The organism is Xanthomonas sp. D-36-1 (assembly GCF_017746155.1).
Taxonomy (GTDB): Bacteria; Pseudomonadota; Gammaproteobacteria; order Xanthomonadales; family Xanthomonadaceae; genus Xanthomonas; species Xanthomonas cissicola.
This window is the reverse complement of record NZ_JAGHWR010000006.1, coordinates 185,150-191,940: the sequence shown is the minus strand read 5'-3', so window position 1 is coordinate 191,940 and position 6,791 is coordinate 185,150. Positions and strand designations below refer to the sequence as shown.

The window sequence follows — 6,791 nt, the reverse complement described above, 5'->3', positions numbered from 1 at the left end:
AATCCGCAACATCGTCGCCAGTGCGTACGGCTGCCGACCTGGCCGCCCCGACACTGGATAGTGCGGCGCGATCAGGGCAAGCAGTTGCTGCCACGGAACAACCTGCTCCATCTCGGCAAGAAAGATCTCGCGCCGGGTCTGCTTACGCTTGCCCAAGCCCTCAGCGTCACCGAACGTCAGCTGCATGGATGAATCCTCTACATAAGGCGATAGTGTCGCGCATCTGCGGTGAGTTGATCAGACCTTCCCTAGCGGCTCCTTTGCATTCCAACGTCGGCAATTGCCGATTCATTCCAGGATCTTCATGAAATTCACGCTTATCACCGCTTCGCTGTTGGCCATGCTCTCTCTGACTGCCTGCGATCGCCCCGGCGGCGATGCGTTGCGCACCGCGCCAGCGGTGTCGCCCGAGCCGACGGCTGCGCCCGTCAGCGGCAGCGGCGCGACCGAGTTGGCCAAGGGCGATAGCGCAGTGCTGGGCGTGCTGGCAGCAATCGACGACAACGAGATCGCACTCGCCAAGCAGGCCATCGCACAGGATCTGGGCGGTGCCACCGGCGAGTTCGCGCAGCAGATGCTGCACGACCACGAAGCCAACCTTGAAAAGACCACGTCGCTTGGCGCGACCGAGAGCCCGCGCACACAGGCCATGCGCGCCAAGGACAAGGCGGCAGTGGACGCGCTGTCCAAGACGCTGACCTTGCGGGACGGCAAGGATGCGTACCGCAATGCATTCATGCGTAACATGGTCATCGACCATGGCGACACCATCAAGATCATCGATTCGGAACTGCTGCCCGCCGCCGAAAGCGCGCCGGTCAAGCAGCATCTGGAAGAGACGCGCCGCGTGGTGTCGGCGCATTTCGAACGTGCCCACGCAGTGTCGTCTTCCAAGTAGGCAGCTGATCGAGCGCTCAGCCTGCAAACGCGCCGGCCAGTCCGGCGCGTTTGCGTTTGATAGGCAGCACACGCCGCTGCCGTCAAGGTAGCTGCGCCACGCCGCAAGCTGGCGGCGCAGCGCACAGCCGCATGCCCGTGCCAGCTTCACCTCGCTTGGCGGGATCCTGGCCTATCGTGCCGCATCGATTCGGCCAGGAGCCCTGCATGCATCTGCTCATTACCGGCGGCACCGGCTTTATTGGACAGGCCTTGTTCCCGGCATTGCTGCAGGCCGGCCATCAGGTCAGCGTGCTGACCCGCGATCCGTACCGCGCCACGCGCAGCTTGCCGGGCATCACCGCAGTACACACACTGGACGGGGTCCAGGCCGATGCGGTCATCAACCTGGCTGGCGAGCCGCTGGCCGCCGGCCGCTGGACCGACGCCCGCAAGCAGCGCTTCCGCCAATCGCGCCTGGGCATCACGCGCCAATTGCAGGCCTGGATCGCGCAGCAGCCGGCCGCGCAACGCCCCTCGGTACTGATTTCCGGCTCGGCGGTGGGCTACTACGGCGAACGTGGCGATACTGCGTTGACCGAAGCCGAGCCCGCCGGCGATGACTTTTCCGCGGTGCTGTGCCGCGACTGGGAAGCCGAAGCCAACACCATCGCCGCACTCGGCCCGCGGGTGAGCTGGGTGCGCACCGGGATCGTGCTGGATCGCGATGGCGGCGCGCTGGCCCGCATGCTGCCGGCATTCCGATTCGGCGGCGGTGGACCGTTCGGCGATGGCAGGCACTGGATGAGCTGGATCCACCGCGCCGATATGGTCGCGCTCTTGCTGTGGTTGCTGCAGCAAGGCCAGCCTGGCGCCTACAACGCGACGGCGCCCAATCCGGTGACCAATGCCGACTTCGCACGCACGCTGGCCCAGGTGCTGCACCGCCCCGCCCTGTTGGCATTGCCGGGCGGTTTGCTGCGGCTGGGCTTCGGCGAGATGGCCGACCTGCTGCTGATCAGCCAGCGCGTGCTGCCGCAGCGCGCGCTCGATGCCGGCTTCCGCTTTCAGTACCTCCACCTGGACGCTGCGCTGCGCGCCATCCTGCAGCGCTGAGCGGGCCTGACCAAACGGGACCGAACGGCATGCATGGCCTGGCCTGTGTGCGGTTCGGCCATGCACTAATATTTGCCCAAACTTCATCACCGACAGTGCTGCGGATCTCGGACTGAACCCTGCGCACGGCAGCACACCCATGCATCTGCTCCTCGTCGAAGACGACACCATGCTGGCCAGCGCCATCTGCGACGGTGTGCGTCAGCAGTCATGGACCGTCGATCATGTCGGTCATGCCAATGCCGCCAAGACGGTGCTGGTGGACCACCGCTACAGTGCGGTATTGCTGGATATCGGCCTGCCGGGCGAGTCCGGGCTGAGCGTGATCCGGTTCATGCGCAGCCACTACGATGCCACCCCGGTGATCGCGCTGACCGCGCGTGGCCAGCTCACCGACCGCATCCGCGGTCTGGACGCCGGCGCCGACGATTATCTGGTCAAGCCGTTTCAGTTCGACGAGCTGATGGCACGGCTGCGTGCAGTCACCCGGCGCAGCCAGGGCCGCGTGGTGCCCCTGCTCAGCCACGGCGACGTCTGCCTGGATCCGGGCAGCCGCAAGGTCACCAAGGACGGCAAATGGGTGGCGCTGAGCGCACACGAATACCGCCTGCTGCTGGCGTTGATGGAACGTGCCGGACGCGTGGTCACCAAGGATCAGCTGGAAGAAGGCATCTATGGCGGCCCATCCGAAGGGGGTAGCAACATGATCGCGGTGTATGTGCACCAGTTGCGGCGCAAGCTGGGCGATGCGCTGATCTCCACCGTCTATGGCCAGGGCTATATGGTCGGAAAGACCCCGGAATGAAGTCGCTGCAGGCACGCATGCTGGCGGCGCTGGCCGCGATCGTTCTGCTGAGCTGGTCCACCTCTCTGTGGATCCTGGTCGCACTGGTCACCCAGGGACATCACAGCGTGTTCGAGCAGGAACTCAACCTGCTCGGCGATCAACTGATCGCCACCTTGCCCGACGCGCTCCAGCACCGCTTCGATAGGCAGACAGAGCCGCCCGACGCGGCAGCCACGCCGACCCCGATCGGCAACCCATCCTCGCGCATGAGCGTGAAGCAGACCCTGATCGCAGTGGTGCTCAACACCGTGCAATTGGGCATCCTGGGGCTATTGATGTGGTGGGCCGTGCGGACCTCGCTGGGGCCGCTGCGCGCGTTGTCCGGCGCCATCGCGCAACGCACCGGCCTGGATACCGAGCCGGTGCCGCTGGCACAGGCGCCCGACGAAATTCGCCCGCTGATCGCTTCGTTCAACACCTTGCTGGCGCGGGTGGAACAAGCCGTCCAGGCCGAACGCGATTTCGTCGCCGATGCCGCGCACGAACTGCGCACGCCGCTCTCGGCACTGCATGCCTACGCCGAGGTCGCATTGCGCGCGCCGACACTGGACGCCAAGGACGCCGCGCTGCGCCAACTGCTGGAAACCGCGCGTCGCAGTAATCGGCTGGCCGAACAATTGCTGGATCTGGCACGACTGGATGCCGGCATCAGTTCAGCCACCTATCATCAAGTCGAAATGGGCGAGCTGATCTCGCATGTGCTGGACGAATTCAGCGTGCAGGCCGATGCGCGCCAGATGCAGCTGCAGGTTGAGGCATCGCCCTGCCTGCTGCGTTGCGATGTGGATGCAGTGGGCATTCTGATCCGCAACCTGGTCGACAACGCCATCCGCTATGGCCGCCTGCGTGGCAAGGTGGAAGTGAGCTGCGGCTATTGTTTGCGCGCTGACGTACTGCACCCCTTCTTGCAGGTCAGCGATGACGGCCCCGGTGTGCCCGAAAGCGCGCGGGCCTCTATTTTCGAGCGGTTTTATCGCGTGCCCGGCAGCACGGTACAGGGCAGTGGAATCGGGTTGTCGCTGGTCGCCGGCATTGCGCGCCTGCACGGAGCCACGATCGAAGCCGGCGACGGCAACGATGGACGCGGGCTGTGCGTCCTCGTGGTGTTTGCCGGCGACCACTCCGCCAGCGCGGCCTGAATCTGCCCGCGCTGCAGCGCGAGAGCACTCCCAAAAGCGGCTAACCAAACGACTGCGCAACCACGGGCTGGCGCGGCCGGCGCTCGGCGCGGCATGTACCAGCAGCGGCACGTGGAAGCCGCGGGTGCGCACGCACAGGCCCAGTGCGACCAGCGCGAGACGGCCTATCTGACGCGTACAGTGGGGTGTGCGAGCGCCGTCCACACCCACCTGACCATTGCTCGCTCTGTTTTGGTAGTCACTCTCATGCCGACACCATTGCGTGGTGCACGGCGTATCGCGCTTTCGCCAGGTGCGCGGTCGTCGCGGTGATCCAATAAGTTCCCAAACTCGTTTGCCTACAGTGCACTCACCGCACGCATCAAGGATGCCTGGTGATGCCTCACTCGATCCGTTTCACCCAACACCTCCCCAGCGCGCTGTCGCCGGTCGTGCAGCGCGCCGCCAACGACCCCGTCGCTGCGCATCCGCTGCCACTGCCTGTCGTGTCGGAATTTCGCTGCGGCTTTACCGGCACGCGTAACCGCGACATCTGGTGCGCGTTGCCGGATATCCGCAGCGCGCGCGACACCCGCCGCCTGCAGCACTTGGCCAAGAGCGGCGTGTTGTTCGCCGCCGCAGCGGTCGTATTCGGGCTAGCGGTTGCCAGCTTTCTGATGCACTGAGCATCAGGTCACGCCAGCGCGCTGCAACTGCAACCATCCGCCTCCTTCCTACAGGTAGTTCCCCATGTCGGCTTCTTCATTCGTTCGATACTGCGCACTGGCCGTTGTCAGCGTCAGCCTGATCGGCTGCGCCAGCACCCGCCCCATGCCCTATCGCCAATTGTCATCTTCGAGCTACCTGCGGCCGCACGATGGCAGCCGCGGCGACCGCATGCCGTACGCGTATCACGGCGACGTGGATTGGTCGCGATATCGCACCGCACTGGTCGAACCGGTGAGCATTTACCGCGGCCCGGATGCGCAATTCGAAGACGTGCCCGAGCAGGACAAACGCATGCTTGCCGAGCTCATGCAACGCGAGTTCGGCGACGCAATTGGCGAGCGCTGGCAGCCCACCACCTCCATCGGGCCCGACACCTTGCGTGTGCGGCTCACCTTGACCGGCGCCAAACCCAGCAAACGGGTGCTCGGCACCTTCATGAAGGTCGATATCGGCGGCGGCTCCTACAACGCGGTGCAGGCCGCGCGTGGCAAGGAAGGCGCCTTCTCCGGCTCGGTCAGCTATGCAGTGGAAATCTTCGACGCGTCAAGCGATCGCTTGCTGGCGGCCTATGTCGAAAAGCAATACCCCAACGCAATGAACATCAAGGCCAGCCTCGGTGCTTATGACGCGGCCAAGGCAGGAATCCGCCTGGGTGCGAAACAATTTGTCGATGGCATGCGCTAGGCCTCGCTCCTTCTTGCTGCATGCGCGATGCCTGTGCCTATCGGAGTGCTCGCACGCGATTCTTTCGGGCAATGCTCTCGCGCAGTGCAGGGTCATCACCGGGTTGGCCGCTTTGCTCAGCGGCATTGCCCTCTTTTACCGGGCCATTGTTCTCCTCGTGGAGGAGAAAGTGCCACGCGGGGGTGGATGAGGTTCCCTGACAAGCTCGTCTGGTTGGTGTGGATTGGTGGCGAAGCCTCGTCTTGTTCGACAACGCGTATGGCATCGCTCCGTACCCTCAGCCCAATTCCTCTCCCGCAGGAGAGGGGCGTGAGTCAAAGCCGCTGCAACAAAAAAGCCGACGCCGTGAAAACAGCGCCGGCTTTTTCGACATTGCACATGGTTCATGGCACATGGCACATGGCGCGTGCGCTGCACGCCTCCCACGCCACCTAGCGGCCCAGGCAACTCACCCTGAGCCGCAGCGTGACAACCTCAACGCGTGACGCGCTTTGCCGCTTTTTTACCCACGGCCTTGCGCGCGGCGGTGGTCTTTGCCACGGCACGCGTGGCCGGGGTCTTGGTCACCTTGGCGGCTTTCTTCAACGCGGTCTTGGTCGCGGCCTTCTTGAGCGGGGCCTTCGTCACTGCGGCCTGCCTGGTCGCGGTTTGCTTGGCGACCGGCGCCTTCTTGGCTGCAGGCTTGGCCAAGACCTTCTTCGCTGCCGCCGGCTTGGCGGTTGCCTTCTTCGCTGCCGTGCGCGCGTTCACCGTTGCGACGGCGGTCTTGCGTGCGGCGCTCTTGGCGGCGGTCTTGGCACTCAGCGCGGCCGCTTCGGCCCTGGCATTGGCCTTGGCGGTTTCCAGCTTGCGCTTGGTATTGGCCTTGGTGTCGGTGATCTTCTTCTTGGCCGCGGCCCTGGTGCTGCTCAACTTCTGCTTGGCGGCCTGCGTGGTCGAGGTCAACGTTTGCTTGGCCGCGTCCTTGGTGGCGGTGAGCTTCTGCTTGGCGGCCTCCTTGGTGGCGACCAGCCTGTCCTTGGCAGCGTCCTTGGTAGCCGCCAGCGAGCGTTTGGTCTTGGCCACGCTGCGTTTGACTGCGGTGGCCGCAGTGCCGGCGTTCCTGGCCACGTTCTTTTCGACCTTGACCACCGCCTTGCGCGCTTTCGCCACCTGCGTCTTGACCTCTTCCACCGCCGTGCCTGCAGCCTCCTGCACGCTGGCAACCGCCTCGCTGGCGGTGCTGGCGATGGTCTCGGTCAACTCGGTGGCGGTGCTTTTTACGCTATCGACGGCGTCGGACAGGGTTGCCGTTACACCATTGCCGTTGCTCATAGACCCTCCTTAAGGGCGTCAGTGCGGGAAACTTAGGCGATGCGCGACGGCACGCAACATGCTGAACAGGCATCGGATCAAGCGGACGCTACGCCCGGCCTGTCGGG

Annotated in this window: 7 protein-coding genes and 1 pseudogene; 6 read left to right on the top strand and 2 right to left on the bottom strand. The window is 64.8% G+C overall.

Annotated elements, in window-relative coordinates:
- A pseudogene (locus J7367_RS02660) lies at positions 1-186 on the bottom strand (IS5/IS1182 family transposase); the annotation flags it as partial.
- A gap of 118 nt (positions 187-304) precedes the next feature.
- Here J7367_RS02660 and J7367_RS02655 point away from each other — a divergent pair.
- The 6 genes from J7367_RS02655 to J7367_RS02630 all read left to right on the top strand — a co-directional run bounded on the left by J7367_RS02655 (position 305) and on the right by J7367_RS02630 (position 5,370).
- A complete protein-coding gene (locus tag J7367_RS02655) occupies positions 305-898 on the top strand; it encodes a DUF4142 domain-containing protein (RefSeq protein ID WP_057660771.1) in 594 nt (197 codons plus the stop codon).
- A gap of 206 nt (positions 899-1,104) precedes the next feature.
- Positions 1,105-1,992, top strand: a complete 888-nt coding sequence (locus J7367_RS02650; RefSeq protein ID WP_057660600.1) for a TIGR01777 family oxidoreductase — start codon at positions 1,105-1,107, stop codon at positions 1,990-1,992.
- 139 nt (positions 1,993-2,131) lie between these two features.
- A complete protein-coding gene (locus tag J7367_RS02645; protein ID WP_057660602.1) occupies positions 2,132-2,797 on the top strand; it encodes a response regulator transcription factor in 666 nt (221 codons plus the stop codon).
- On the top strand, positions 2,794-3,978 hold the full coding sequence (locus J7367_RS02640; RefSeq protein ID WP_057660604.1) for an ATP-binding protein: 1,185 nt from the start codon (positions 2,794-2,796) through the stop codon (positions 3,976-3,978). The genes J7367_RS02645 and J7367_RS02640 overlap by 4 nt, the downstream gene beginning before the upstream one ends.
- Before the next feature lie 377 nt (positions 3,979-4,355).
- Entirely contained in the window at positions 4,356-4,643 is a 288-nt protein-coding gene (locus J7367_RS02635) for a hypothetical protein (protein ID WP_057660606.1), read from the top strand.
- A gap of 64 nt (positions 4,644-4,707) precedes the next feature.
- Positions 4,708-5,370, top strand: a complete 663-nt coding sequence (locus J7367_RS02630; RefSeq protein ID WP_057660608.1) for a DUF3313 domain-containing protein — start codon at positions 4,708-4,710, stop codon at positions 5,368-5,370.
- A gap of 474 nt (positions 5,371-5,844) precedes the next feature.
- On the opposite strand, the gene J7367_RS02625 is transcribed toward J7367_RS02630, so the two are convergent.
- Positions 5,845-6,684 (bottom strand): hypothetical protein, encoded by an 840-nt coding sequence (locus tag J7367_RS02625; protein WP_057660610.1) that lies wholly within the window; start codon positions 6,682-6,684, stop codon positions 5,845-5,847.
- Between the last annotated feature and the right edge of the window lie 107 nt (positions 6,685-6,791).

Excerpts from the sequence above, each read along its gene's own strand:
- J7367_RS02640 (WP_057660604.1), top strand. The coding sequence starts at position 2,794 with ATGAAGTCGCTGCAGGCACGCATGCTGGCGGCGCTGGCCGCGATCGTT.
- J7367_RS02650 (WP_057660600.1), top strand. The coding sequence starts at position 1,105 with ATGCATCTGCTCATTACCGGCGGCACCGGCTTTATTGGACAGGCCTTG.
- J7367_RS02645 (WP_057660602.1), top strand. The coding sequence starts at position 2,132 with ATGCATCTGCTCCTCGTCGAAGACGACACCATGCTGGCCAGCGCCATC.
- J7367_RS02630 (WP_057660608.1), top strand. The coding sequence starts at position 4,708 with ATGTCGGCTTCTTCATTCGTTCGATACTGCGCACTGGCCGTTGTCAGC.
- J7367_RS02655 (WP_057660771.1), top strand. The coding sequence starts at position 305 with ATGAAATTCACGCTTATCACCGCTTCGCTGTTGGCCATGCTCTCTCTG.
- J7367_RS02625 (WP_057660610.1), bottom strand. The coding sequence starts at position 6,684 with ATGAGCAACGGCAATGGTGTAACGGCAACCCTGTCCGACGCCGTCGAT.
- J7367_RS02635 (WP_057660606.1), top strand. The coding sequence starts at position 4,356 with ATGCCTCACTCGATCCGTTTCACCCAACACCTCCCCAGCGCGCTGTCG.